This is a genomic window from Colwellia sp. 75C3, assembly GCF_002836255.1.
Lineage (GTDB): Bacteria > Pseudomonadota > Gammaproteobacteria > Enterobacterales > Alteromonadaceae > Colwellia.
On record NZ_PJAU01000018.1, the window covers coordinates 1 to 402 of the forward strand.

Annotated in this window: 1 protein-coding gene; it reads right to left on the reverse strand. The window is 40.0% G+C overall.

Annotation, left to right across the window (positions count from 1 at the left end):
• The coding region (locus CXF85_RS00115; RefSeq protein ID WP_157828992.1) for a hypothetical protein at positions 1 to 402 on the reverse strand (402 nt) is incomplete at both ends.

Sequence of the window (402 nt, forward strand, 5' to 3'; positions counted from 1 at the left end):
GTATCATCACTTGCACCACCACTGATTAAGCCGGTGATGTTATCCATCAAGCTCAAGGTGAAGCTATCGACTAATGCACCACCCGTTAGTGTATTGAAGTTAACAAAGTTAACTTCATCAATCGTGCCGTCATTAATCACACCTTGGTTAGTGGCATTGATTGCCCACGTATTGACCATGTTGCTTGCAGTTAATGTGTTAGTACCTGTACCAGTAACTGTTTCAATACTTGAAATGTCGGTGCCAATAACAACCGATTGATTAGTCGTGTTAAGAGTTAAAGTATCATCACCTAAACCACCACTAATTAAGCCCGTAATATCATCCATCAAAGATAGAATAAAATCATCGGCTTGAGTACCACCGGTTAGCGTCGTAAAACCAATAAACTTAAGTGTGTCA